The organism is Desulfobacter latus, from assembly GCF_013389365.1.
In the GTDB taxonomy this organism is placed as follows: domain Bacteria; phylum Desulfobacterota; class Desulfobacteria; order Desulfobacterales; family Desulfobacteraceae; genus Desulfobacter; species Desulfobacter latus.
The window spans coordinates 39,872-64,961 of record NZ_JACADJ010000010.1 but is presented as its reverse complement, the minus strand read 5'-3'; the positions used below and the strand labels follow the sequence as shown (position 1 = coordinate 64,961).

Sequence of the window (25,090 nt, the reverse complement as noted above, 5' to 3'; positions counted from 1 at the left end):
TAGGGGTTAGAGTTTAGCGACGAACCCACAACTGGAGCGTATATAGTATATTGATGATAGATTTACAAGGAAAAAGTGGCGAGAATTTGTTTATTATAATGGTGAAATTTTCAGGATCTGATCGAGATTTTTTTTCTAACCAGAAAGGGTTTATATTTGTCTTTTTGGGACATCCCCCCCTGCTTTTTTCTGATAACAAGAAAAGCGAGTGCAAAAAGTAAAAAACCAAACCCCATGGACAGAGCGGATCTGTTCATTTCTAAAACAGGCGCAAGGGCATCCCCAATCAGTGCGCCAATGATGAGCAAAATAATTGGGAATACATAAAGAAAAAAACTTAAAAAAAGCATGGATGCTGAATTAATGCCCACAACCACGCGGTCTTCTTTTTTTACTCCAAGCGTGTTTGGAACAATGATGGTCATTTCTTCAGAAGGGTGGTGGCTGACATCACAGGAGTCCTTTGAGGCACAGCTTTCGCATGCTGCCGAGCGGGTGGTTTTAATCCAGGCGGTTTCAGGTGTGGCGTAGGTGACAATGCCGTCTTCAGTAATCATAATACGCTCTTGTGGAAAGGGGTTGGTCGTGGCATATTAAGTCCCATAAAAAAATCAGGCGGGACTTTGGTCATGGCCCTAAATTCAAATGATATATATAATTAATAATGTCAGGCGATAATATCAAGCTGACCACCCTGCCGACCCTGAAAAGACTGGTTTTGCTGGGTCTGCTGGATTTGTCGAGCTATTTGCTGATCCTGGTTTTCTTTGTCCGGATTCTCTGTGTTTTCAGCCTGTAGTGCTAACGCTTCCGGTGTGATTTCAACTTTAAAGGCTTCCTGGACAGACTGAGTAATTTCCTTATTTGGTTCAACACTTGTTGCTTCCTTATTATTGGTCTGAACAGAAGCCGTGTCTGTCAATCGTACATTAGTCGTATAGGCTTTCATTCCCTGAATACTGTTAATATCCATTGGTATTTTCCTTTATTGAATTTTCAATTCATAATAACAATAATATTAAGAAAAGCGTATGTCAAATTTTTTTGTTGAATTCGCTTGACAACGAATTTTGGCTGGTATATAACCCACACGTCTTGATTGAGAGACGCTGCTCCCCAGTAGCTCAGTTGGCAGAGCGAGTGGCTGTTAACCACTAAGTCCGCGGTTCAAGTCCGTGCTGGGGAGCCAACATAAAAAATATTATCCCGACAACCTACAGGTTGCCGGGATTTTTGTTTTTATGTCTCCTGCCGTTAATACATCTTCTGCCGTCGGCCGCTGTAGGGGGCAGGCTACCCAGCCTGTCCTAATGAGGGCAACCACAGAGGGATTGCCCCTACAAGAAATGGCCGACAATAGAATCAAGCCCGAAATTCCTATACTATAAATTTAATTCGCTTGACATACTCAATCGTTCCTGTATGCTCTATAGCTATTGCACGACTTTAGAGTGCTTGAGTTTCTTCCTTAGATATTTTCCCTGAGAAATCAGTGATTATTATTTTAAGATTGAGATGATTTATTTTCTATTTTTTATTTAGGAGAACGCCTACATGGCAAATGGTATCGTAAAGTGGTTTAGCGAGTCAAAAGGTTTTGGATTTATTGAACAAGCAGATGGTGGCAAGGACGTGTTTGTCCATCACTCAGGTATCAACGCAGTTGGTTTTAAATCTCTCAATGAAGGTGAACAGGTTTCATTCGACATTGAACAGGGTCCCAAAGGACCGGCAGCTGCAAATGTGACCGTGATTTAATATTCCATTTTATCTCTGTGACATTTCAGCCCCTGAGTAGATTCCTACTCAGGGGCTTTTTTTGTTTTTAACTATTCTCAGTGGTCAACAATGAAAAATACTGATCCATGCAAATTCTAAACCCTTCCCGGTGGTATCTCCATCCGGTGTTTATTTTTGCCTGTTCCATTTTTGCACTTGCCACATTTCTGGTCCTCACGGTAAGCCTTTACATGGAGATCCGTTCTGCCCTTGAGGTGGTGATGCTCAAGTTCAACATTGCGCCCCAGGTCATTTTTCCGTCCAAAACAGGTATGACGATACTTGTCCTGAGCCTTTTGATATTCGTGGTGCTGGCCGGCATTTTTTTAGCCTTTATCTATTACCAGAAAACCGTGAACCTGTTCCGGCTCCAGCACAATTTTATTTACAATTTCACCCATGAACTGAAAACGCCTGTCACCTCCCTTCGCCTTTATCTTGAGACCTTTATTCGTCACCCCATGGATCCTGGGGATGTAAAAAAATACAGTACGGATATGCTCAAGGATATTGACCGGCTTACTGAGAATATAGACCGGATTCTCAACCTGGCACGTATAGAAAGCCAAAATTTCGGATCAAAGGTAACCCGGGAAAGCCTGGTGGTACTTTTAAAAAATTTCTGCCGGAAAAATGCGTCCTTGTTCAGAGACCTTGATGTAAAGATTGAAAATCCGTCAGGGGGTAGGTTTGAGTATCCGATAAATGCCTTTTTATTGGATATTTTGCTGACCAATATTTTTTCAAATGCCGTCCGCTATAATGAAAGCAGCACACCTTGTCTGACCATTTTGTTTAAAAGTTACTTGCAGAAAGTGACCATAGATTTTATTGATAACGGCATAGGTGTGGATAAAGAGGATGCAAAAAAGATTTTTCGAAAATTTTACCAGGGGGACAGAAATAGTAACCAGGCAAATACAGGATCCGGCCTTGGGTTGTATCTTGTATCAAGTATTGCCGCCATTCATGGCTGGCGTGCCTCGGTTTCCAGTGAAGGTAAGGGAAAAGGCGCCAAATTCACCATTACCATCCCCCGGGCAAGTATTGCCGGCGTCAGAGATAAAGAGTTATGGAAACGGCTGAAAAAAAACGTGTTCTGATCATAGAGGATGAATCTCATATTGCCGAAGGGATAAAACTGAACCTTACCCTCCAGGGGTATGCGGCCAAAGTCGCAGCCGACGGCATTGAAGGTCTTGAAAAATGGCGAGTCTGGCATCCGGATCTTATTGTTCTGGATATCATGCTGCCCATGGTTGACGGATTTTCCATTCTTCAGACCATCCGCCGGGAGGATGAAAAAATACCGGTGCTGATTTTATCGGCCCGGGGGGACACCCGGGATAAAGTTCGGGGATTGAAATACGGGGTGGATGATTATCTGTCTAAACCTTTTGATCTGGAAGAATTCCTTTTAAGAGTGGGGCGGCTTGTAAAACGTAAAGAATGGTACGCACAGCCTGGAAAAGAGGAAAAAAAATCAGATTGTACCTTATTTGAAGGGACCTCGTATTCCTTTGGGAGAAACCACATTGATTTTGTGACATCCACGGCCCGGTGTGCCGCCGGTGAAGTGGTCCTGACCGAGCAGGAAATCACGTTGCTGCGGATTTTCATCGCCCACCAGGGAAGGCCCCTGTCCCGGAAAATGCTTCTTAAGGCCGGGTGGGGATATGCCAGGGATACCTCTACCCGGACCGTGGATAATTTCATTGTCAGATTCAGAAAATATTTTGAACCTGAACCCAAGTCCCCGGTTTATTTTAAAAGCCGCAGGTCTGTGGGCTATATTTTTGAACCCCGTGGATAAATTTATAGTATAGGAATTTCCATTCCCCAGCACCCACTACCCACTACCCAGTACCCAGTACCCAGTACCCACTACCTAACAGCCCGCCCAAAGGGCGCTAATTTATTTATGTCTGCCCTGCCAGAAGAAACATAGGCATAAATCGCGGATCCAGATCCTGGATCCGGATATGACCGTATTCCGACTCCAGTTCCCGCAAAAGTCTGTACAAAATGCCCTGGAGCGCCGTGGGCAGATCGGCCTCATGCATGCCGGATGCCTGGGCTGCCCATATTCCCAAATCCTTTGCCTGGGCATCGCCGATGGTCCCGTCCGGTCCGAAAAGCTGGGCAAAAAAATCTTTGAATTCAGAAATATCAATGGGTGCAAGGCTCAATGGCTTTGAGCGGTTCAGGTCCATACGGTCCCGGACCCATAAGGTCAGGATCATACTTTTGTATGTGAGTACCCCAAAGGTAAAGGTGGTAATGTCCACATCCAGGCGGTCGAGAAAATCATCCAGGCAGATGATTTCATCCAGTTGCCGCCGGGTGGCCCTGATATCGGAAAGGCCGGCAAAGTTGCGGTACAAGACCTTGTCGGCATAGTCGGCAAAAAACATGGGCCGTTGAATCATAAGCCCCCCAATAATGCCAAGGTATGTTTCACCTAAAAAATTTAAAGGCAGTTTTTTTGCCGCGATAAAGCTTGTCTCATACCATTTGCGCGTCATGGCCTGTAGTCTTGCACCTTCCCGGGTACCCGTTCTGAAAATATCTTCAAGAAAATATTTTTTGATCAGACTTTCGGCAGCTTCCACATCGGCCTTGGACCCGTCCATAAGCACTTCAAGACCCAGACTTAAGGTTGACATGGTTTTTTCAATAGGCTTTTCAATGGATTCCCGGTTCCGGATTTTGATTCGATCTGCACTGATGATCTTGTTGATCAGGGCGGCAAGCTCGCTGTCAAGGCCCGGTATTCCCCCTTGGGCATTAATTTGTGCCAAGGCTTTTGCAAACAGGTTGTCACCTATTAAAAACCGGGTAAAAAACATGGGCGGCATGGGGATATCCGAATGAGGTGCATTTGAATCACGGATGATTGCGGGTCTGGGTGTTAAATCTTTTTTCGCGACCGGCTGATAAATACCAACAGCCTCATGGGGCGGTAAAAACCCCTTCTCCGCAAGCCTGGTGTTTCTTTGCCGGAATTGTTCCTCTTCTGTTTCGGCAGGCAGAAGGCTTAAGGTCTCAAGGAGCAGCCCGTGAAGCACCGACAGGTCCATGGCGGCAAGGGTTTTTAACATCTGTTCGATTAATTCCGGCGCGTCATCGGGCAGACCATCTTCCCGGGAGGCGTCCTGGGGTAAAAGTGCCTCTTCAGAATATTTATCTGCAATAGATGGATTGTCGGGAAACCTGAAGTAAAATTTATCATCCAGGGTGATATAGTCATCAAAGTCTTCGGGCGGTGGTTCATCATGCTCCCGGATCACAACACGCATTTTTTGTGACAGATAATATTCTATAAAGTCCGGTTTTTCCTTGATGGTCCAGCGTAGAAGCCGTTGGGGATCGGCTTGAAACAGAAGGGAAAATACCTGGGTCATCATATGGGGATTCAGGCGGTCATCATCCCAGACCTCCACATCAAGGATATACTCCCACTGGCTGGACGCAGCCAGGGCCAGAACCGGAATAAAATCATGAACCCCGACGTTATGCATCAAATAATAAAGGTCCTGATCCGGAAAAGACTGAATTAACGTGGCAGGCGAGGGAGACTCCAGGATCATATCAAGGGCTTTGGCGCCCTCGCTGACAAGGATGTCCCGGCGCATTTTCTGTAACTTTAGTTCTTGTCTGGTTTTATTGGTCAGTTGGTAATCGGTGTTCATATATTACTCGCTTCCAAATTAAAAACATAAAGGACATGAAGATTGATTTTTCAGCTATGTTTATTCTTCATGCGCTTCATGTTCTTCATGGTAAGATAAAAAACTCAACGTTTAAGTTTATGATAGCGTTGTTTTCTGTTTGCATATGCTGATGTATTGACTCAAAGCCGGATCTTGGGCAAACGGGGTGAAATATGTTAACGCGGTGTGAAAATCACCGATGTTCATCAGGCATACCCCCATACACACGCACAGATCCTTGTCTTCTGGAAAATGGGACAGACCTTTATCAAGAAAGGCCATGGCCTTGGTAAAATTTTTTTGTTTCTGGTAAATCATGGCAAGCCCCTGGAAGGCTCTGGGGCAGGGATAAAACTGCAGCGCCTTTTCAAACAGATTCACTGCTATCTGTTCAGCGTTTCCAACCCGTTCATCCCGGGCATATTCTCCATGGGAAAAGGTCATGGCAAGCCTGGATAAAAAATCAGCATGCAAGGGCGCAGATGCGTTATCCGGACAAAAGGTAATACGGTTGACAAACGCCTCAAGGTGGTCAAAGAACGCCTGCCTGAGCTGGTCCCCCCATTCCTTAACCCGGGGAAAGTCCATATCCGGGTCCAGTTCCCACCAGGGCAAATCTTCAATGTTTTTTTGCCAGACACCATCATGGGTCCATCCTTTCTGTAATGCCCGGTTATACAGGGCTGTACCGGGGAAGGTGACCAGCATGTAAAATACCGTACTCAGCGGACCCAAACGGATCATAAGATCAATGCTGTCCTGGATGGTGGCATCCGTCTCTCCCGGCGCGCCATAGATAAAATAGGCCCGGGGCAGGATCCCTGCGGCACGCACCTTGTCAAAGGCGGCCACGCAGGTGTCATTGTCAATAGGTTTGCCAAGGATCTTTTTGATGGGCTCAGCCCCGGATTCAATGCCGAAGCTGATCTGGATGCATCCGGCCCGGCGCATGGGGCCCAGTATGCGCTCGTCAATATAATCCACCCGGGAGATGGCATTCCAGGTGATGCCAAGATCTGCCCGGATAATTTTTTCGCACAATTCCCTGACCGCATCACAATCCATGGTAAAGGTATCGTCACTGATGAAAAAATGGGTTACCCCTTTTTGGGCAAGTGCCTTTATCTCTTCAAACAGCCATTGGGGCGAGTGTCGGCGGACAAGGGCGGTGCCCCAGAACTTTGGAGAGCCGCAAAAGGTGCATTTCCCGGGACATCCCCTGGACATGGCCAGGTGCTGGTAAGTGAAATACCGGGACGGGTGGGGCAGGGTGTCCAGATTCTCTATCAGTTCAGTTTGGCCTGTGTCATGAAGGTTTGGTCCATTGCGGTAAACAATGCCGGGAATTCGGCTAAGGTCCTGTACCAGATCAGCTTGGATGGACTGATCCTGGTGAAAGGTGCCAAAACGGTTTTTTATTCGTTTTGCCGCATTGACCAGTTTTGTTGTGCTGATCTCTCCTTCGCCTTTGACAATTACATCCAGGGCCGGGCAGGCGCCAAACAGGAAGTCCGCCATAAAGGTGGCCCCGGGTCCTCCAAAGACAATAAGGATGTCGGGCAGGATCTGCCGGGCCTTGTCTGCACATGCCATGGCATTGATCCGGGTGGGGCTGGTGACGGAAAATCCGATGATATCAGGCTGTTCCTGCATGATGGATTGGGTGAACAAGTCAAGTGCCTTCTCGTCCGATCCCTTTGCCGACGGGTTGGCCGGACCTGCCGGTGCAAGATTTAAAATACCTGATACTAAACCCTGGTCCAGAAGCCCGGATGCCAGGTAATAAAGCCCGATGGGGACCTGAAGCGCATCCGGGTCCGTAACCCTTGGATCCAGGCAGGATGGATTAACAAATAGAATCTTCACCGTTACAAGGCGTTGAGAATGAGATCTTCAAGCTTGCGCTTGGGAACGTGGTGAACCTGATTTTCATCCCGGAAGTACCGGATATCCCCGTCGTCCCCCACATCATCAATGCAGGCTTCTTCCACGGGTTTGCCAAGTGCGATCACCAGCATGACCGCCAGGTGATCACCGATGCCGAGCAGTTCTTTTAATTTTTTAATATTAATGGCGGCAAACATACATCCGGCCAATCCCCTTGCCCGGGCGCCAAGCAGCAGGGTTTGGGCGGCAATGCCGTGGTCGCACCAGAAATTGTTTGCAATAGTGGTGTCCCCCAGGATAACGATGTATCCCGTGGGCTGTTCCCCGGGTTCCGGGCCTTTCCAATCTTTGAGATAAGCAGCCCAGGTCAGACATGAAAAAATCTGATCATTTTGTTCCCGGCTGCTGGAAATAATATATTTCAGCGGTTGGTTGTTGGCCCCGGATGCGGTATACCGGGACAGTTCCACAAGCTCGGTCAAGGTCTGGGTATCCAGGGCAAACGTATTGTCAAAGCGTCTGCAGGACCGGTTGGATTTTACCAGTTCTTTGAATTCTTTGAATTTATCCATTATTTTTCCCTTTGGGTGCAAGACAGCTGCCCGTTTGGGTGTTGATCCGGGACATTTGAATATCTATCCAGTCCAGAATTTTATCCATCTCCTGGGTGATCTCCTGCAATGCCTTTCCCCTGTGGCTGACCGTTGCTTTCTCCGCCATGGATAACTGGGCAAAGGTTTTATCCAACGCCGGGAAAAAGAACAACGGATCATAACCAAACCCGTTGTCGCCCGCAGGTTCCCGGGTGAGTACCCCTTCGCAGCGGCCTTCATAGGTCAACGCGGCACCTGTGGGCACTGCAATGGAGATCACACATTCAAAAGCGGCTTTACGGTTTTCTTCATTTTTCATGTCTTCCAGAAGTTTATCCACATTGTCCTGGTCCGTGGCATTTTCTCCGGCGTAACGGGCCGAATACACGCCGGGTGCGCCGCCCAGCGCCGCCACGCAAAGCCCTGAGTCATCCGCCAGGGCCGGGTATCCCAGAACTCTGGCCGTAAACGACGCTTTTTTATATGCATTGTCGTCAAAGGTCTCCCCGTCCTCTATTATTTCGGGAATGGGGCCGAAATCAGACAGGTTTTTTATATCAACCGGATAGCCTTGCAGCCTTTCTTGTAATTCCTTTGTTTTGCCTTTATTGGTCGAGGCCAGTACTAAAATCTGTTTCACCTGAAAGCTCCTTGTGCAGTATTAGGCTGTTTATTTATAATATAAAACTTAGTATAAGTGCAGGTCAAAGGTTTGTAAAGGTGAGCGTCATTGACAAGGCTAAACAAAAACGCTATTTTACCACGTTTTATTCATGGGGTTTACCGTGCCTTAAAGTTTTAAATCAAAACAAAGCAGCCCTTTTTTTAGTTATAAATCCGGAGCCAAAATATAAACGAAAGCAGCTATTTTATGGATAAGAAAACAAGCAAACTACTTGATCTTCGTAAAGAAAAGATAAACGAGCTAAAAACCGAAGGCATCAGCCTGTATCCCAATGATTTCAAACCCGATCACAGGGTTCATGACGTAAAAGACATTATAGAAAAGAATGTCGGTTCCCTGGGCGAAAACGGGCGCAAATTCTGCCTGGCCGGCCGTATGATGGCCGTCAATAAAATGGGGAAATCCTCATTTGTCAGATTCCAGGATGATGGTGAGCAGATGCAGGCATATATCCAGAAAAACAAAGTGGGAGATGATGTATATGCGCTGTTTAAAAAACTGGATATTGGCGATTTCATCGGTGTTGAAGGCCCTTTGTTCCAGACAAGAACCGGTGAATGGACCTTGCTTGCCGAACGTTTTAAGCTTTTATCAAAGTCTGTAAGGCCGCTGCCTGAAAAATTTCACGGCATCAAAGACCCTGAAAAAAGATACCGCCAACGGTACCTTGATCTGATCATGAATGAAAATACCCGGCAGATTTTTAAAAAAAGAAGTGCCATTGTGGCTGCCATGAGACGGTTTTTTGATGAAAACGGATTCATGGAGGTGGAAACCCCCATGATGCAGACGTTGCCCGGCGGTGCTGAAGCCACCCCGTTTAAAACCTGGCACAATGCCCTGGGCATGGAACTGTACCTGCGTATCGCACCGGAACTGTATCTGAAACGACTGGTGGTCGGCGGATTTGAAAAAGTGTTTGAAATCAACCGGAATTTTAGGAACGAAGGGGTTTCCACCCGGCATAATCCGGAATTTACCATGGTCGAATTTTATCAGGCCTATGCCACCTATGAAGATCTGATGGACTTGACCGAAGAGATGTTTTCCACTATTGTCACCCAGATTACCGGAGCCGGCAGCGTTGAATACCAGGGCTTGACCATTGATTTTTCAAAGGGCTGGAAACGCATCTCCATGATAGATTCCCTGTCGGAGATCGGGGGGATTGATCCGGCCATGATCAACGATACCCAGGCGTTACTTGCATACGCTGAAAAGGAAAATATTCAAATCGCCAAAAAAGACCGGCATGGGAAAGTGCTGACCAAACTTTTTGATGCGTTTGTGGAGCCTAAACTCATTCAGCCCACATTCATTACCGGATATCCGGTGGAAGTCTCCCCTCTGTCCAGAAAAAGCGAATCCGATGCCGAACTGACGGACCGGTTTGAATTATTCATTGCCGGCAGGGAGATCGCCAACGGATTTTCCGAAATCAATGACCCTGAAGACCAGTATAACCGCTTTCTCATGCAGGTGCGCCAGCGTGATGAGGGCAATGATGAAGCCCATATCATGGATACGGAGTATGTCGAGGCCCTGGAATACGGCATGCCGCCCACGGCAGGGCAGGGGATCGGTATTGACCGTCTTGTCATGCTGCTGACGGATGCCGCCTCCATACGCGAGGTGATTCTTTTTCCACATATGAAAAAAGCATAAAAGGTCTTTGTGGGAGCAGAACTTTTCATAGCCGGAAAATACCTGCGGGCCAAACGCAAGGAGGGATTTATCTCTCTGATCACCCTGTTGTCCGTGGCTGGTGTGATTCTCGGCGTTATGGCGCTGGTGGTGGTTATTGCCGTTATGAGCGGATCGGAAACAGAATTCAGGAATCGAATTCTTGGACTCGAGCCCCATATTCTGGCCATGAACTATTCCGGCCACTTTACCCCTGATCCGGATATGGAAGACAAGATCAGACAGACCGCGGGGGTCACCGCCGTCTCTCCCATCTTATTCGGCCAGGCCATGATACGTACGACCAACGCTTTTTCCGGGATCATTCTCCGGGGGATAGAACCGGAAAAAGAGGCCGCATTGATTAAAGGATACACACCCGAAGACCTTGAAAACGCATTGAGCGAAACAACGATCACAAAAGGCTTACCCGGTATTATTCTCGGTCAGTCCCTGGCCCATGCCGTGGGGGTGATGGAAGGCGACCGGGTGATCCTTATGTCGGCATCGGGCATTATCTCCCCCATGGGTCATATTCCGTCTATGAAGCAGTTTGTGGTCACCGGTACCTTTAAATCCGGCATGTCGGAATACGATTCCAGCCTGGCCTATGCGCGTCTGGATCAGGTCCAGGCATTGGTATCGGCCAAAGGCAAAGTGTCGGCTTTCGGCATATGGACCGATCAGATATTCAAGGTCAAAAAAATAAGTCAAAATGAACTTGGATTCATTGAGTATCCGTATTATCTTCGCAACTGGATGGATATCAACCAAAGCCTTTTTTCAGCACTTAAACTTGAGAAAACCGCCATGTTTGTCATTTTAACACTGATTATTCTTGTGGCGGCATTTAATATTGCATCGGCACTGATCATGATGGTTATGGAAAAAACCCGTGATATTGCCGTATTAAAAGCAATGGGTGCCACAAATGCCATGATCCGCCGTATTTTTATTATCAAAGGGATGATTATCGGCATCATCGGCACGGGTTTCGGGACAACGTTCGGGGTGGTGATCTGTTACATCCTTAAACGATACGAATTTATCAAGCTGCCCGAGGCATACCCGTTTACCACCCTTCCGGTTCAACTTGAATTTTCGGATGTTATTTTAACCGCGGTATCCGCCCTTTTAATTTGTTTTTTGTCCACCCTGTACCCCTCATATAAAGCGTCACGAATGAACCCGGTGGAGGCCATAAGATATGGATGACACGCCGTTGATTCAACTAAACGGGGTGTCACGCTCTTTTGTATCCAAGACAGCGGCACTGGACATTCTGCACAAGGCCGACTTATCCATACAACCGGGCGAAACCATTGCTATCCTGGGGGCTTCAGGTATCGGTAAATCCACCCTGCTGAATATTATCGGTACCCTTGACAAACCAGACACGGGAAATCTGCTGTTCAGGGGGGAACAGATCCTGGGGTATAATGATGAAAAACTTGCCGCCTTTAGAAACCAGAATATTGGTTTTGTTTTTCAATTTCACTATCTGCTGCAGGGATTTACAGCCGTTGAAAATGTCATGTTGCCCGGGCTGATCAGTGGCAAATCTAAAAAAACTATTGAAAAACATGCTGCAAATATGCTTGAAAGGGTAGAACTTGGTGCCCGAATCGAATACAGGGTGGAAGATCTGTCCGGGGGTGAGCAACAGCGGGTGGCCATCGCAAGGGCGCTTGTCATGGCGCCGGCACTGTTGCTGGCGGATGAACCCACCGGCAATCTGGATCAACAGAACAGCCAAGCGGTTCACCAACTCTTGAAAGAACTTAACCGGGAAATGGGGATGACCATTGTCGTGGTCACGCACAATTCAGATCTGGCCGGTTTAATGGACAGGAGACTGACGTTGAAAAACGGAAAAATCGTACCGGCGTAAAATTACTTGCTTAGGATTAAGCTATGAAAAATATTAAGTTCAGTGTATTGCTTGCAGCGGTTTTCTGTCTTTTGGGAACAGGCCTTTTGTTTGCCGAAGAACGGGTCGCAGTCGCCTTATTCCCCTTTCATGTTCAGGCAGCGCAGCCGGATGAAAAAATTGCACTGGCGCTATCAAAAATGTTAAAGGAAAAATTTGAAAATGACGGTGTAACGCTAGTGACTAGCGACACCTTTATTGACACAACTGACTGGGCATACGATCAATTCCGCCGGGAGGGTATCCGTTTAGGTGTGGACTGGATCATTACCGGCGACATTTTTATAGCCGGACAGGCGGTGAGTATTGATTCGCAGATGCACAATGTGTATGAAAAACAAGCACCGTTAACCTTTTTCTCACAAGCCGATAGTCTTTCAGAATTGTATGCAGGGGCAACTTCCCTGGAAAAAGATATTGTCGGCGAACTGTTTCAGCAAAAAATTATTTCAGCCATTACCATCAAAGGCAATGTGCGTGTTGATGCAGATGCCATCCAGCGAATCATTTCATCCCAAAAAGGGGATCTTTTAGATCGCACCGCGTTAAGCAATGATTTAAACAGTGTGTATAAAATGGGTTATTTTGATGATGTGGTCATCAAAAAACAAAACATGGATAAAGGGGTTGAAGTCATCTTTGAAGTTGAGGAAAAACCCAGTGTCCGTAATGTCCGCTTTGAAAACAATCATATTTATGAAGATCAGGAATTGTTTGAGGTTGTCGGGACATCGACCGGGTCCATTCTAAATGTATATAAGCTGAACAATGATGTGGATAAACTCAAACGTCTGTATTATGAAAAAAATTATCACAACTGCCGGATTTCCTATGACGTCAAACCATTGAAAAACCATCAGGCAGATATTATTTTCAGTATTGAAGAAGGTGAAAAAGTACAAATTACCGCCATTGATTTTGAGGGCAATAAATATTTTGACGATGATGATATCAAAGATGAGATGCAGACCCGGGAAAAGGGTTTCTGGTCATTTATAACATCCTCGGGCGATCTTGATGAAACCGAACTTGATAATGATGTGCTTCGCATAGAAGCCTTGTATAAAAATAACGGATTTATCAATGTCAAAGTATCTGATCCGGTCGTGAATATGGGAAAAGAAGATATTTCCATTAAGTTTAAAATTGATGAGGGAGACCAATATAAAAACGGCGAAATTCGTATCAAAGGAGACATTCTCACTACCAAAGAAGCGCTTTTAGAACTTCTGGTTTCCCAAAAATCTGAATTGTATAACAGGGAACTTGTCCGCAAAGATATGATTACCCTTAAGGATTTTTATGCCAACCAGGGCTATGCCAATGCCAGGGTAACGCCAAGAGTGGATAAAAATGACAAGGACGCAATTGTTAATATAAGCTTTGACATTTATAAAGGCCCGCTTGTCTACTTTAACCGGATCATCATTACAGGCAACGAAAAAACCAGGGACAAGGTTATCCGAAGAGAACTTGCCATTGAGGAGCAGGGGCTATACAGCATGAAAAAAATCCAACGCTCCAACAGGAACCTTGTATTCAAAGACTATTTCCAGAATATCAACATTAAACCGGTTAAAACCAAAGAAGAAAATAAGCTGGACGTTCAGATAAACGTTGAAGAAAAACCCACAGGCAACTTTTCTTTTGGCGGCGGTTTCTCCAGTGATGACGGTGCTTTTGGCCAAGTTTCCATTGAAGAGCGTAACATATTCGGCAAAGGCCAGACAGGAAAATTCACCATTCGGATGTCTGGAGAAACTGCGTTGTATAATATCGCATTCACCGAACCCTGGTTGTTTGACAGACCGATTTCAGCCGGATTTGATATCTATAAACTTGAAAATGAATACGATTATTATGAAAAAGATGCCATGGGACTCACCCTGCGCGGCGCCTCCCGGCGATTCTGGGATTACACCACCATTGGTCTGGTTTACAATATTGAGAAGTTTGATATCAAAGATGTGGAATCCGATTATACATCGGTTACTGAAGGCGATTATCTTACATCAAGTATCATGCCCTATATCAGTTATGATTCAAGAAACCATCATTTTTTACCTACAAAGGGCAAGTATCATAAACTGTCCATTGAGTATGCGGGTGAATTTCTGGGCGGTGAGATTGATTTTACCAAATACCTGGCGGAATCAGCTCTATTTTTTCCTTTGTTCTGGAAATTTTCAGCCGGTATCTACGCCAAGGGTGGGTATCTTGATGACAGGACCGACGGAGATCCGGATATAGACTGGGAACGCTTCTATCTTGGTGGTATTAATTCCATCAGAGGGTTTGACGATACTGACATCAACGGTACCAGAGATAGCGCTTCCATTGAGGTCGGTGGTGAGATGTATTGCCAGTTCAATATTGAAATGATGTTTCCCATTGCAGAAGAACAAGGCGTTTACGGTATATTTTTCTATGACAGAGGCGATGTCTATAACGACGGTGAAGATATTGACTTTGGTGATCAGTATTCCAGTTCAGGCCTTGAACTTAGATGGAATTCTCCCATGGGTCCCATCAGACTGGCCTATGGTATTGTTATAGATGGTAAAGATGTTAAGCGCACCGGTGATGGTGAGTTTGACTTTTCAATTGGTGCATTCTTCTAATTTTTAAAAAATTAAAATTTTATCTTCGGAGGCATAAATGAAAAAACGTATTATAGTTCCGGCAGTTTTGATTGTTGCCGCAATGTTCACCTGCAGCGCTTTTGCAGCTGATCCGGCTAAAGTCGGTGTGGTCAGTTTTGAAAAAATACTAAAAGAATCAAGTGCCGGCAAAGTCATGCAAAAAGACCTCAAGGCTAAACTTGATGAACTTCAGGCAAAACTCCAGGCTGAGGAAAAAAAAGTTCAAGAAATGTCAGCGGCGTTAGAGCGTGAAGAACTTGTGCTCAGTGCTGAAAAAAAGCTTGAACGTCAAAGGGAACTGCGGGACAATGCAGATGATTTAAAAAAGATGAATGCTGATTATACCCAGGAAATGAAGATTCTGCAAAGAAAACGAATAAACCAAATACAAAAAGATGTTTTTGAGATCACTAACAAATTAGGAAAATCACAAGGATATCTTTTGATCATTGAAAAAAAAGTCGCCGGTGTGATCTATGCTGCAGATACAGTGGATGTCACTGATGCGGTAATAAAAGAATATAATTCAATCTACGCTCAGAAAAAATAATTCATGCTCACAGCAGACCAAATAGCTGCTATGGTCAATGCCCGGATACATGGGAATCCGGGCACAACCATTTCCGCGGTATCCTCCTTTGACGATGCCGGGCCCAATGATCTGACTTTTGCGGTGGATCATTCCTTTTTCTCCCGACTGGATGAAACAAATGCCGGCATCATCCTTGTTCCCAATGAAGCCCCTGCAGTGGCAGGCATAACACTGCTTTACAGTGATAACCCAAAACTTGCGTTTTTTAAGGTTGTGGCGCACCTGATGCCTGCAGAACCGTTGGCGGCATTTATTCACCCTTCGGCTGTTATTGCAGACGACTGCACGATTGGCGACGGTACATGCATTGAGGCCCATGTCAGCATCGGGAAGGGCTGCACCGTTGGCAGTCATGTACACATCATGGCCAATACGGTGATCGGAAAGCAATGCCGGATCAATGATGCCTGCCGGATCAGCCCCAATGTCACACTGGCGGATAAAACACGAATCGGCAGGCAGTCCATTGTTCATCCCAATTGCGTCATTGGTTCTGATGGGTTTGGATTTGTCCAGGACGGACACGCCCATGCCAAACTGGTACATACCGGGTACGTCCATATCGGTGATTGCTGTGAAATCGGTGCCGGTAATACCATTGACAGGGGAACTTTAGGCATAACCCGCATCGGCAATGGTGTTAAAACGGACAATCAGGTCCATATTGCCCATAATGTTAAAATTGGAGACAATACACTGGTGGTGGCCCAGGTGGGGATTGCCGGGAGTACCACCATCGGCACAGATGTAATTATTGCAGGTAAAGCCGGTATCTCCGGTCACCTGAATATAGGGGACAGAGCCATTATCGGCCCCTATGCCGGCGTCTCCGGCAATGTTCGCCCGGACGATATTGTTTCAGGCATTCCCCATATGCCCCATAAAATCTGGCTGAAGGTAGCCCGCATCATACCCCGGCTGCCAAATTTAAGAAAACGACTGCTTTCCCTTGAAAAACGGTTAAAAAAACTGGAAAGCAGCCGGACGGAGCAATCATGATTCAACCGATTCATCCAACGGCGATTATTGATTCATCTGCCAGGATAGATGAGAATGTCACCATTGGGCCTTATACTATTGTTAAAGGAGATGTTACCATTGGTTCCAGGACAACCATCGGTCCTTACTGCACGATTGACGATCATGTCACCATCGGTCCGGACTGTAATATCTTTCAGTACGCCTCCATTGGCGGCGCGCCCCAGGATCTCAAATTTCACGGTGAGACCACCCACCTTACCATTGGCAGGGGCACTATTATCCGTGAGTTTGTTACTGTTAACCGGGGCACGGGGTTTGGTGGCGGTCTCACTGCGGTAGGTGAAGAAAATTATCTGATGGCCTACACGCATGTTGCCCATGACTGCAAAACCGGCAAAGGGGTCATCCTTGCCAATAACTCAACCCTTGCAGGACATATTGAAATCGGGAACTATGCCACTGTCGGCGGTTTGGTGGCCATTCATCAATTTGTCAAAATTGGAGATTATGCCTACATTGGTGGAAAGTCCGCTGTGGTAAAAGACATTCCGCCCTTTGTCATTGCCTCAGGTGACAGGGCCACCCTGCATGGACTGAATAATGTGGGCCTTAAGCGCCATAATTTTGAAACTTCCGTTATTCGTCAGCTCAAAAAAGCATACCGGATATTTTTCCGGATCGGACTGACAGTGACCCAGGCTGTGGAAAGAACCAAAGCCGAAGTTGAACAACTGCCTGAAATCGTATTTTTCAGTGAATTTATAAAAAATTCCAATCGTGGGGTGACACGTTAATTTCCATGAACACCTGCGAAGGCAATAATTGTTCTTCCCGCATCGGCCTGATTGCCGGTGGCGGCCAGTTCCCGCTGCTCTTCACCCAAAAGGCACGTGCAAACGGTTATAAAGTTATTGGGGCCGGATTCCATAGCGAAACCAACCCCCAACTTGCCCAACTGACCTACCGGTTTGAATGGCTTTATCTTGGCCAGCTCAGTAAACTGATCCGTTATTTTAAATCCCATGGTGTTACCAGGGCACTGCTCATGGGCTCCATCAGCAAGGCCAATATTTTTAAAGATATAAGACCGGATTTCAAAGCCCTTGCCTTTATTGCCAGAACTGCGGGTACGCACGATGACAATATCCTTTCATCCTTTGCGGATTTTTTGGAAAAGCAGGGTATTACCCTGGTACCGTCTACATTTCTTTTGCCGGAGCTTATCAGCCCCAAAGGATGCTGGACAAAGCGAAAACCGGACAAGTCAGAAAAAAAAGATATCCAGCAGGGATGGCAACTCGCCAAAGCCATTGGCCGTCTTGATATCGGCCAGTGCCTTGTTATTTCCAATGGGACGGTCCTTGCCGTAGAAGCCATTGACGGCACGGACGCCACCATAGAACGGGGCGGGCGGCTGAGCCGGGGCAATGGGGCCACAGTTGTAAAATTATCCAAACCCCACCAGGACTTACGCTTTGATTTGCCCGCATCCGGATGCACCACCATTGAAACCATGCACCGGTCAGGTGTAAATGTGCTTGTACTTGAAGCGGAAAAGTCAATTTCATTTGACCGTGAAAAAATGATCGCCCTTGCAGATAAATACAATATCTGCATAACCGCTCTAAGCGAGGATGAGGTTCATGAATAAACAAACCCGGCATATTATGATCCTTGCCGGCGAACCTTCAGGCGATTTCCACGGGGCATCCCTGGTGCGGTCATTAAAGCAACGTTGCCCCGGTACCCGGATCACGGGTATTGGTGGTAAAGCCATGGCAGGGCAGGGGACAGACATTTTTTTTTCCATTGACAAGCTCTCTGCCATGGGACTTGTTCAAGTGATCAAACAGCTAGGTGCCATTAAACAGGCGTTTTCCCTTGTTAAGCGACGATTAAAAACAGACCCCCCTGATGCTGTTGTACTCATTGATTATCCGGGTTTTAATTTAAAAATCGCCAGATTTATTAAACAGCATTATGATATTCCCATCTGTTATTATATTGCACCAAAGGTCTGGGCTTGGAATTCAAGACGCCTGGATACCATTGCAAGCGTTACGGATCATGTCGCCCTGATTTTTCCCTTTGAAATCCCCATTTATAAAACCCAAAAAATTTCTGCCGGCTATGTGGGAAACCCCCTGGTGGATGAATACTCCCAAAGCCTGTTGATTTCAGACCATAACAATAAAAAAGGTCTGTCAGGTGATCTGGTTATCGGCCTGCTTCCAGGTTCCAGATCTGCTGAAATTGACAAACTGCTTCCCGTCATGCTCGATTCGGCCGGTATGATTAAAAAACGCTGTCCCCATTTAAAATTCCTTATTTCCTCCGGTATTAGACAGCATGAAGAACGCATTAAGCATATTGTTTTTCACCATCCAAACCGTGATTTATGCCGGATTGTAACAGGGCGGCCAAAACAGATTTTTGACCAGGCCCACCTTTTGATTGCCGCATCGGGAACGGTCACGCTGGAAGCGGCTTTAAATCTTGTTCCCACTGTTATAATCTATAAAATGTCCGTTGTGGCCCACCGGCTTGCACAGCTACTTGTGAAAACCAAATACATCGGGCTTGCCAATCTGATTGTCGGCCGCCAGGTGATGCCGGAGTTGATCCAGGACGATGCCAATGCCGGAAGAATAAGTGAAACTGTATTATCAATGATACCTGAACTTGAGAATCATAAACAGCAGCTCCATCAGGTTCGCAGGCGATTAGGTTCTCCGGGCGCATCAAAACGAACGGCAGCCATTGTACTGAACCTGATTCACAAACATGGGGCAAAAAGGTGCTAATATTAGGGCCCTGGAATTTTTAAAATTTCAAATTATTAGGAAATATTGTCGTTTATGAGTTTCGAATTAATCCTGTTATGCGCCTGTCTTTTTTTGTCGGGTTTTTTTTCAATGTCCGAAACAGCGCTTTTCTCCATATCCAAAGTCAAAGCCTTTCATATTTCCAAAGATGGGTCAAAGTCCGGCCGGCTTATCCTGGAGATGAAAGAAGCCTCCCACACCCTTTTAACCACCATCCTCATAGGCAATAACCTGGTAAATATTGGTGCATCATCCCTTGCCACATCCCTTGCCATGGGTCATTTTCAGTCCAATGCCGTGGGAATTGCCACCGGCGCCATGACACTTTTAATTCTTGTTTTTGGGGAAATTTTTCCGAAATCCTTTGCCACGCACAACAATGTCGTGGTTTCAAGGGCAGTCATATATCCCATATATTGGTTATCAAAAATTTTATGGCCTTTGATCTTTGTGCTTAATTTCATACCTAAACTGCACGGCACCATATACAATTCCCAGGAAACCGTAACCGAAGATGAACTGATGACCATGGTGGAGGTGGTAGAAGGAGAAGGAGAAATAAAGGAGGAAGAACGGGAATATATCACCAACATTTTTGAATTTGATGATACGTATTGCTCTGAAATTATGACACCGAGAGCAGACATGTTTGTGGTGGATGCAGCCGAAGGTTTGGATATTCCAAAGGTTCTAAAAACAGGATTTTCACGCATTCCGGTAATTGAAGATAACATAGATAATATTGTAGGGATTCTGCATATTAAGGATTTATTTTCAAGATACCTGGAAGATAAAGGTTCCGATGCGCCTCTGGACAGCCTTGATGTTAAATCAATTATGAAAAAACCGTATTTTATACCGGAATCAAAAAAACTGGATTCACTGCTTAAAGCCTTTAAGGCAAAAAAAAGCCATATGGCTGTTGTGGTTGATGAATATGGTGGGGTGTCCGGTATTGTCACCCTTGAGGATGTGGTTGAAGAAATTTTTGGCGAAATTGCCGACGAGTCCGATAAAAATACACCGGACATTGTCAAGCTTAAAGGGAATAAGTGGCTTGTTTTAGGTCGGACAGACATATATCATCTCAACAAAGAGTTGCACTTGGGTATTCCCGAATCCGCAAACTACGATACGGTCTCGGGATTTTTTCTTGAGCTTGTGGAGCGTATTCCCAAACCCGGGGAATCCATCCGCATGAATAAATGGCTCTTTTCGGTCAAGGACATGGATGGCAACCGGATTCAGTCGTTTATTATTAAACCGGTAGAAGAAGCCTGATTTACGGGATAATATCAAAACTTGTGTCTGATTGCGTTTGAATCTATTGACAGAAACAAATCCAACGTATATGGTTTTTAAAAAATATAAGGAAAAAAATAGTTCAATGATCTTTAGCTTCAGCAAAAACGTTTACTTTAGCACTCGATTTTATAGAAAGGACAACCTGCCTGTGGACTACTGATTTTCCCATAAATTTAACTAAAATCACTAAAACCGCAGCAGGCAAGGCCTGAGGCGGTTTTTTTTTATTTAAAGCCGATTATAAAAAAGGAAATTAACATGACAGACCGTGAGATCAAGGAAAAAGATAATCAAGAACAAACCGGGGGCGAGACGTCCTCTCTGTCTCCGCTTCGTGGGGAAATTGACCGCATTGATGAGTGCATTCTTGAACTGATTAACCAACGCCTTGAGATCGGTAAGAAAGTCGGGGCGATTAAAAAACAAAAAGGCGGTCAGATTCTGGACCGGACCCGGGAACGCATGGTGATTGAGCGGCTTTCCCGGATGAATCCCGGCCCTGCCGATGAAAGTCTGATCCAGTATATTTTCAATGTGATCATCACGGCCACAAGGGAAATCCAGAAACCGAAAACCATTGGTTACCTGGGGCCTGTTGCCAGCCATTCTCATATAGCAGCCCTTCATTATTTCAGACACTGCGGCGAATTTGTAGAACAACCCGGTTTTTTTGATATTTTTAACAATATTAAACGAAAGGAGCTTGATTATGGTATTGTTCCCGTTGAAAATTCCATTGAAGGGGCTGTTAACTATACCCTTGATCTGTTTGCCGAATTTGATACCTATATTACGGCAGAGCACTATGAATCCGTGTCCCATGATCTGTTGTCAATTACAGGGGAACTCAAAGACGTTAAAACCGTTTACTCACATCCGCAAGCCATTGCGCAGTGCAAAAACTGGTTGAAGAAACATCTGCCCCATGCCATAGTCATGGAGACCACCTCCACATCAAATGCGGCACTTATGGCCTCAAAGGATGAACAGATTGCCGCCATTGCATCGGGCAAAGCGGCTCATTTTTATAACTTGCTGCCGGTGGCATCACAAATACAGGATCATGTCGGCAACATTACGCGGTTTCTTGTGATTGGGGGAGATCGTCCGGAAAGAACAGGACATGATAAAACCTCTGTCATGTTTGCCACAAATCATACACCAGGCGCTCTTTTCAGAGCGCTTTCGCCGGTAAACCGAGCCGGCCTGAACATGGTTAAACTTGAATCCAGGCCCACGCGCCACTATAACTGGAGCTATCATTTTTTTATGGACATTGAAGGACACATCCAGGATGAAATTGTATTTCAAACCATTGAACAGATTCGAACCCAGGCCTTGTATTTAAAGGTGCTGGGGTCATACCCGATTTTGGAAAAACAGGAAATATTACAAAATGATTGATGCTGCTACCCGGTTATATTGTGTATTCGGCAATCCTGTCAGACACTCTAAAGGTCCTTTAATTCATAATGAGGCGTTTAAAGATAAGGGCATCAATGCCGTTTATCTGGCCTTTGAGGTGCAGGATGCAGCCAAAGCGGTACAGGCTGTGCGCACGCTGGGTATCCAGGGCGCTTCCGTGACCATTCCTTTCAAAGAATCCATTATGGCACATATTGATTGGATCGACCCCCTAGCCCGGGCCATTGGTGCCGTAAACACCATCGTTAATGAAGACGGCGTGTTAAAAGGCTATAATACCGATTGTCAGGCCGCTGTTGCCCCCCTTGTTCCCTTTGGCATTTCAGGGAAAACCGTCTGCATTGTGGGTGCCGGCGGCGCCGCCCGGGCTGTGGCCCACGGTATTGCAGCCCAAAATGGGGATATCATCATTACCAATCGAACGGAACAAAAAGGGTTGGCCCTTGCTGAAAGGATTAACGCACGGTTTATTCCTGCCGACGAGATGGCAACCATCCAGGCAGATGTGGTCATCAACACCACAAGCATCGGCATGGCACCCAAAGCGGATAAAATAAGCTTTCCGCCGGACGCATTAACATCTGACATGGTGGTGATGGATGTGGTGTATACTCCGTTGAAAACCGCCTTGCTTGAAGCGGCGGAACAAAAGGGCTGCACAACCATTGACGGCCTGTCCATGTTCATTGCTCAGGCTGCGGCCCAGTTTGAATTATGGACAGGCATCATCCCTGATACGGACCTGATGCGGAACATCGTTATTAATGATAAAAGGAGAATTCCATGAAGCAGGTAATTTCCAGAAATATCCAGGACCAGGTGGTCAACATCCCGGGCTCCAAGAGCATTTCACACAGGATGCTGATTTGTGCAGCCCTGGCTGACGGCACATCTGAAATTTATAATATCCTGGACAGCGAGGATATTTCGCTTACCCGTAAAACCCTGGCGTGCATGGGGGCTCAAATTAAAACCAGACAAGACGGGGTATTGTCGGTCACAGGTTTCGGCGGACGGCCAAAACCCTGGCCGGATCCCATCCATCTTGGTAATTCAGGCACGTCCATGCGCCTTTTAGCAGGCATTGCCGCCCTTGGCAGTACCCCATATACCCTGACCGGGGATGAGCGCATGCGTCAACGCCCCATGGGAGAGCTTTTAGATGCCCTGGGTCGTATCCGGATCAGTGCCGACTCCGATAACAATGAAGGAACACCGCCGGTGCTAATTCAGGGTGGTGACAGGGCAGGGGGGCATACGCTGCTTGACTGCTCCCGGTCAAGCCAGTACCTGTCTGCCCTGCTCATGGCCGGGGCGTTTTTTGACCAGGGCCTTGTGATTGATCTGACAGGGCCTGCCGTGTCTCAACCGTATATTGATTTAACTTTGGATGTGATGAAGCAGTTCGGGGTCAATGCCTTCCGGATATCCGATACCTGCTACGAGGTTCCGGGGGGCCAGACCTACGCCGCCGGAACCCGATCCGTGGAGCCGGATCTGTCCAATGCCGGTTATTTTTGGGCGGCAGGTGCTGTGACAGGTGCGGATATCGGCGTGGATAATATCGGCACAGCCTCTTTGCAGGGCGATTTGAAACAGGCATATATATTTGAAAAGATGGGCTGTTCAGTAAATCATGACGGCCGGGTCCTGCGGGTAAAAGGCCAGGCCTTATATGGTGTGGATGTGGATATGTCCGATACCCCGGATGCCGTACCTGCTGTGGCTGTAACAGCCGCCTTTGCCCAGGGCACCACCCGGATTACCAATATCGGTCATCTTCGGATCAAGGAGTGTGACCGTATTGATGCGGTTTGTTCCCAGCTCACCAAAATGGGAATTAAGGCGGTGCAGGGACCCGATTTCATGGAAATTACAGGCGGCACACCCCACGGCGCAGTCATAGAAACGTTTAACGATCATCGCATTGCCATGGCCTTTGCCGTTACAGGCCTTCGGGTGGACGGTATTCAGATTGAAAATCCCGGGTGCGTGGAAAAATCGTTTCCCACATTCTGGCAGCTTTTTGACGCCCTGTAAAAAGGAGACCCCATGGGCCCCATTTTTCTTATCGGATACCGGTGTACCGGCAAAACCAGTACTGGAAAGTATCTTGCCGATCTTTTGAAGAAAAGGTTTCTGGATACGGATCTGGTTCTGGAATCAACTTACGGCACCACCATTGCACAGATGGTCGCCCGGTACGGCTGGTCCTATTTCAGGGCAAAAGAAACGGAAACGCTTATGCGTCTGGATTTAAGCGACGCGCCTGTTATCGCAACAGGCGGGGGGATCATCCTTGCAGAACAAAATAGAACATTTTTAACAAAGAACGGCGTTGTTGTATATCTTTATGCCACAGCATCTGTTCTGACAGACAGAATCCGCAAAGATGAAAACAGCACCGAGCAAAGACCGGATCTTACCTGTGACGGTCTTGCCCTTGAAACAGAAAAAATGCTTGAAATCAGAACGCCATTGTACCATTCTCTTGCCTGTATATCCATTAATACGGAAGAATATACCCCGAAAGCAGCTGCGCACCAAATCAAGGACGAACTATATCCAGGGAGTCCAATCGAAATTTCATAAGTTTGCAAAGGAGAATTTTTAATGAACATAATTACCCATCAATTGATAGACAATGAATTGTGCGGCACGCCGGTCATGGTGGAAAACGGCAAAAGCCGTGTGGAATATACGACGACCTCCAGAATGGCGGCAGATGATTCAGGGCTGGTGCATGGCGGATTTATTTTCGGACTTGCCGATTATGCGGCCATGCTTGCGGTGAATCACCCCAATGTTGTGCTTGGCGGGGCAGATGTTAAGTTCCTGAAACCTGTCAAAGCAGGAGAATCTGTCTATGCCGAAGCCACTGTAACATCTGCATCAGGTAAAAAGCAGATGGTCAGCGTTACGGTTAAGCGTGAAGATGACGTGGTTTTCAAAGGCGATTTTTCCTGTTTTATACTGGAGAAACATGTTCTTGATTAAAATTTTTGTATGAAAGAAAATCCCGAGCGGCATGTTTTGATAAAACATACCGC

24 protein-coding genes and 1 tRNA gene are annotated in these 25,090 nt (G+C 46.3%); 19 read left to right on the top strand and 6 right to left on the bottom strand.

Features of this window, described 5'->3' with window-relative positions:
- Nucleotides 1–110: 110 nt before the first annotated feature.
- Nucleotides 111–557: a SoxR reducing system RseC family protein gene (locus HXW94_RS05030; RefSeq protein ID WP_178365801.1), complete on the bottom strand. Its 447-nt coding sequence runs from the start codon at nt 555–557 to the stop codon at nt 111–113.
- A gap of 110 nt (nt 558–667) precedes the next feature.
- The gene (locus tag HXW94_RS05025) at nt 668–973 is read right to left on the bottom strand and encodes a hypothetical protein (RefSeq protein ID WP_178365800.1); all 306 of its coding nucleotides are present in this window, start codon (nt 971–973) and stop codon (nt 668–670) included.
- Between the two features lie 140 nt (nt 974–1,113).
- Here HXW94_RS05025 and HXW94_RS05020 point away from each other — a divergent pair.
- From HXW94_RS05020 to HXW94_RS05005, 4 genes are all read left to right on the top strand, one after another.
- Nucleotides 1,114–1,189, top strand: a tRNA-Asn gene (locus HXW94_RS05020).
- Between the two features lie 365 nt (nt 1,190–1,554).
- Complete coding sequence (locus tag HXW94_RS05015) at nt 1,555–1,758, top strand: cold-shock protein (protein WP_178365799.1); 204 nt, start codon at nt 1,555–1,557, stop codon at nt 1,756–1,758.
- 107 nt (nt 1,759–1,865) lie between these two features.
- Complete coding sequence (locus tag HXW94_RS05010; RefSeq protein WP_178365798.1) at nt 1,866–2,882, top strand: sensor histidine kinase; 1,017 nt, start codon at nt 1,866–1,868, stop codon at nt 2,880–2,882.
- Nucleotides 2,852–3,592 (top strand): response regulator transcription factor, encoded by a 741-nt coding sequence (locus HXW94_RS05005; RefSeq protein ID WP_178365797.1) that lies wholly within the window; start codon nt 2,852–2,854, stop codon nt 3,590–3,592. Before HXW94_RS05010 ends, HXW94_RS05005 begins: the two co-directional genes overlap by 31 nt.
- 106 nt (nt 3,593–3,698) lie before the next feature.
- On the opposite strand, the gene HXW94_RS05000 is transcribed toward HXW94_RS05005, so the two are convergent.
- From HXW94_RS05000 to HXW94_RS04985, 4 genes are all read right to left on the bottom strand, one after another.
- A complete protein-coding gene (locus HXW94_RS05000) occupies nt 3,699–5,471 on the bottom strand; it encodes a DUF6178 family protein (RefSeq protein WP_178365796.1) in 1,773 nt (590 codons plus the stop codon).
- A gap of 117 nt (nt 5,472–5,588) precedes the next feature.
- Nucleotides 5,589–7,358 (bottom strand): B12-binding domain-containing radical SAM protein, encoded by a 1,770-nt coding sequence (locus HXW94_RS04995; RefSeq protein ID WP_178365795.1) that lies wholly within the window; start codon nt 7,356–7,358, stop codon nt 5,589–5,591.
- 2 nt (nt 7,359–7,360) lie between these two features.
- Nucleotides 7,361–7,951, bottom strand: a complete 591-nt coding sequence (locus HXW94_RS04990; protein WP_178365794.1) for a nitroreductase family protein — start codon at nt 7,949–7,951, stop codon at nt 7,361–7,363.
- A complete protein-coding gene (locus HXW94_RS04985) occupies nt 7,944–8,612 on the bottom strand; it encodes an XTP/dITP diphosphatase (RefSeq protein ID WP_178365793.1) in 669 nt (222 codons plus the stop codon). Before HXW94_RS04985 ends, HXW94_RS04990 begins: the two co-directional genes overlap by 8 nt.
- Nucleotides 8,613–8,843: 231 nt before the next feature.
- On the opposite strand from HXW94_RS04985, the gene lysS reads away from it, so the two are divergent.
- The 15 genes from lysS (at nt 8,844) to HXW94_RS04910 (ending at nt 25,037) form a co-directional block, all read left to right on the top strand.
- Nucleotides 8,844–10,322 carry a lysine--tRNA ligase gene (gene lysS / locus HXW94_RS04980; RefSeq protein WP_178365792.1) on the top strand — a complete coding sequence of 493 codons (1,479 nt, stop codon included), beginning with the start codon at nt 8,844–8,846 and terminating at the stop codon, nt 10,320–10,322.
- A 9-nt stretch (nt 10,323–10,331) separates the two neighbouring features.
- On the top strand, nt 10,332–11,555 hold the full coding sequence (locus tag HXW94_RS04975; protein ID WP_178365791.1) for a lipoprotein-releasing ABC transporter permease subunit: 1,224 nt from the start codon (nt 10,332–10,334) through the stop codon (nt 11,553–11,555).
- Complete coding sequence (locus tag HXW94_RS04970) at nt 11,548–12,231, top strand: ABC transporter ATP-binding protein (RefSeq protein WP_178365790.1); 684 nt, start codon at nt 11,548–11,550, stop codon at nt 12,229–12,231. Before HXW94_RS04975 ends, HXW94_RS04970 begins: the two co-directional genes overlap by 8 nt.
- A 23-nt stretch (nt 12,232–12,254) precedes the next feature.
- The gene (gene bamA / locus HXW94_RS04965; RefSeq protein WP_178365789.1) at nt 12,255–14,891 is read left to right on the top strand and encodes an outer membrane protein assembly factor BamA; all 2,637 of its coding nucleotides are present in this window, start codon (nt 12,255–12,257) and stop codon (nt 14,889–14,891) included.
- 37 nt (nt 14,892–14,928) lie between these two features.
- A complete protein-coding gene (locus HXW94_RS04960) occupies nt 14,929–15,462 on the top strand; it encodes an OmpH/Skp family outer membrane protein (protein ID WP_178365788.1) in 534 nt (177 codons plus the stop codon).
- 3 nt (nt 15,463–15,465) lie between these two features.
- Nucleotides 15,466–16,503 carry a UDP-3-O-(3-hydroxymyristoyl)glucosamine N-acyltransferase gene (gene lpxD, locus HXW94_RS04955; protein WP_178365787.1) on the top strand — a complete coding sequence of 346 codons (1,038 nt, stop codon included), beginning with the start codon at nt 15,466–15,468 and terminating at the stop codon, nt 16,501–16,503.
- Nucleotides 16,500–17,279, top strand: a complete 780-nt coding sequence (gene lpxA, locus HXW94_RS04950; RefSeq protein WP_178365786.1) for an acyl-ACP--UDP-N-acetylglucosamine O-acyltransferase — start codon at nt 16,500–16,502, stop codon at nt 17,277–17,279. Before lpxD ends, lpxA begins: the two co-directional genes overlap by 4 nt.
- Nucleotides 17,280–17,284: 5 nt before the next feature.
- Nucleotides 17,285–18,136, top strand: coding sequence for an LpxI family protein (locus HXW94_RS04945; RefSeq protein WP_178365785.1), 852 nt, complete (start codon nt 17,285–17,287; stop codon nt 18,134–18,136).
- A complete protein-coding gene (lpxB, locus tag HXW94_RS04940; protein WP_178365784.1) occupies nt 18,129–19,289 on the top strand; it encodes a lipid-A-disaccharide synthase in 1,161 nt (386 codons plus the stop codon). The genes HXW94_RS04945 and lpxB overlap by 8 nt, the downstream gene beginning before the upstream one ends.
- A 54-nt stretch (nt 19,290–19,343) precedes the next feature.
- Nucleotides 19,344–20,591 carry a hemolysin family protein gene (locus HXW94_RS04935; protein ID WP_178365783.1) on the top strand — a complete coding sequence of 416 codons (1,248 nt, stop codon included), beginning with the start codon at nt 19,344–19,346 and terminating at the stop codon, nt 20,589–20,591.
- Nucleotides 20,592–20,873: 282 nt separating this feature from the next.
- Entirely contained in the window at nt 20,874–22,019 is a 1,146-nt protein-coding gene (gene pheA, locus HXW94_RS04930) for a prephenate dehydratase (protein WP_178365782.1), read from the top strand.
- Nucleotides 22,012–22,827, top strand: coding sequence for a shikimate dehydrogenase (gene aroE, locus HXW94_RS04925; RefSeq protein ID WP_178365781.1), 816 nt, complete (start codon nt 22,012–22,014; stop codon nt 22,825–22,827). Before pheA ends, aroE begins: the two co-directional genes overlap by 8 nt.
- On the top strand, nt 22,824–24,080 hold the full coding sequence (gene aroA / locus HXW94_RS04920) for a 3-phosphoshikimate 1-carboxyvinyltransferase (protein ID WP_178365780.1): 1,257 nt from the start codon (nt 22,824–22,826) through the stop codon (nt 24,078–24,080). Before aroE ends, aroA begins: the two co-directional genes overlap by 4 nt.
- 12 nt (nt 24,081–24,092) lie before the next feature.
- Entirely contained in the window at nt 24,093–24,632 is a 540-nt protein-coding gene (locus HXW94_RS04915) for a shikimate kinase (protein WP_178365779.1), read from the top strand.
- A 21-nt stretch (nt 24,633–24,653) separates the two neighbouring features.
- Entirely contained in the window at nt 24,654–25,037 is a 384-nt protein-coding gene (locus tag HXW94_RS04910) for a thioesterase, FlK family (RefSeq protein WP_178365778.1), read from the top strand.
- Nucleotides 25,038–25,090 lie beyond the last annotated feature (53 nt).